Raw genomic sequence first — 1,976 nt, 5'->3', positions numbered from 1 at the left:
AGTCACGCCGCCTTCGCGAGCAGGCTCGCTCCCACAGTGGTTATGCATGTTTCAGTCAATCCCCGGGATCGAGCGGGCATTACGCCGAATCACCTGCGGCGGTTGCCCGAATGCCCGCAGGAAGGCTTCGCGCATGCGGCGGCGGTCGCTGAAGCCGGTTTCCAGGGCGATCTGGTCGAGGGTCAGGCGCCCGCGTTCCAGCATCTGTCGCGCAGACTCCAGACGCAGGTTTTCGATGGCCTTGGCCGGCGATTGCCCGGTTTCGGCGCGGAAGGCACGGCTGAACTGGCGCGGGCTGAGGCGCGCCACGTCCGCCAGTTGCTCCACCGACAGTGTCTGGGCCAGGTGTTCCCGGGCATAGCCGAGCACAGTCTGGATGCGGTCGGATTTCGGCGCCAGTTCTAGCAGCGCCGAGTGTTGCGACTGGCCACCGGCACGGCGGTGGTACATCACCAGTTTCTGCGCCACCGAGCGGGTCAGTTCGGCGCCGTGGTCTTTTTCCACCATGGCCAGCGCCAGGTCGATGCCGGCGGTCATCCCGGCGGACGTCCAGATCGAACCGTCGATCACGTAGATACGATCGGCTTCCACCTTGATCGACGGAAAACGTTCCTGCAGTTGCCGCGCATAGGCCCAGTGCGTGGTGGCGCGCCGACCGTCGAGCAAACCGGCCTGGGCCATGACGAAGGCGCCGGAACAGATCGATGCCGTGCGCCGTGCGGTCTGGGCGCTGGCGCGCAGGTAATCGAGTACCGCTTCGGGCGCCTGTTCGAGGATCGCATCGCCGCCGACCACGATCACCGTATCGATCAGCCGCTCATCGAATGCTTCGGTGCCGACCGTCAACCCGCCGGAGGCGCGCAGGGTGCGACCCTCCTCGGACAGCACGCGCACGTCATACAGAGCTTCGCCGGCGCTGAAATTGGCGTATTCGAACACCGGCATGGCCGCCAGCGCCATGGACTGGAAGCCCTCGAAAACCACAAACGCCACGCTGATCATCGCGATGCCCTCAAACGGTCATGTCCGAAAAGCGTACTTTAAACGTCATTTGCGACACGCACGAGCTTATTTATAACAGTTCACACCCGGCGAATATTTCGCCTCACCGTGAAGGACATTGAACATGGCTCTCTCAACCCAAGGTACTGCACTGATCACTGGCGCCTCGTCAGGCATCGGCGCGGTGTATGCCGATCGACTCGCCCGCCAGGGCTACGACCTGATTCTGGTGGCGCGCAGCCAGGCGAAACTCAATGCCCTGGCCAACCGCTTGAGCGACGAAACCGGACGCAACGTGGAAGTGGTTGTCGCCGACTTGAAAGACAAAACTGATTTGCTGCGGGTCGAACAGATCCTGCGCAGCGATGCCAGTATCACCCTGCTGGTCAACAACGCCGGGGTTGGCGCGGTCATGCCGCTGCTGGGCAGCCCTGTCGATGACATGGAAGACATGATCACCCTCAACATCACCGCGCTGACGCGCCTGGCCTACGCCGTGGCACCGGGTTTCGTCGCCCGTGGCAGCGGGACTGTGATCAACATTGCCTCGATTGTCGCCATCGCCCCGGAAATCCTCAACGGCGTGTACGGCGGGACCAAGGCATTCGTTCTGGCCTTGAGCCAGTCGATGCACCACGAACTGGCCGATAAAGGCGTGCGCATCCAGGCCGTGCTGCCGGGCGCCACCGCCACTGATTTCTGGAGCGAGGCCGGTAATCCGGTGGAAAACCTGCCGCAGGAAATCGTGATGTCTGCCGACGATATGGTCGACGCCGCGCTGGTGGGCTTGGCCAGTGGCGAGGTGGTGACCATTCCGGGCCTGCATGATGGTACGCAGTGGGATCAATACGAGGCACAACGCCAGGTGCTGTCCGGGTTGTTCGGCAACTCCACGGCGGCTGCGCGTTATCGTTGAATCCATTGTGTCTATGAGGACGCCTTCGCGAGCAGGCTCGCTCCCACAAGGATCAGCG

At 63.0% G+C, this 1,976-nt stretch carries 2 protein-coding genes; one reads left to right on the top strand and one right to left on the bottom strand.

Features of this window, described 5'->3' with window-relative positions; translation table 11 throughout:
- Positions 1-51: 51 nt before the first annotated feature.
- Positions 52-1,002 carry a GlxA family transcriptional regulator gene (locus tag ACW9HW_RS29940; protein WP_457402937.1) on the bottom strand — a complete coding sequence of 317 codons (951 nt, stop codon included), beginning with the start codon at positions 1,000-1,002 and terminating at the stop codon, positions 52-54.
- Positions 1,003-1,126: 124 nt separating this feature from the next.
- On the opposite strand from ACW9HW_RS29940, the gene ACW9HW_RS29935 reads away from it, so the two are divergent.
- Entirely contained in the window at positions 1,127-1,918 is a 792-nt protein-coding gene (locus tag ACW9HW_RS29935; protein ID WP_095192562.1) for an SDR family NAD(P)-dependent oxidoreductase, read from the top strand.
- Positions 1,919-1,976 lie beyond the last annotated feature (58 nt).

Source organism: Pseudomonas sp. SDO5532_S415 (genome assembly GCF_054071155.1).
This window is presented reverse-complemented; position numbering and strand designations above follow the sequence as displayed.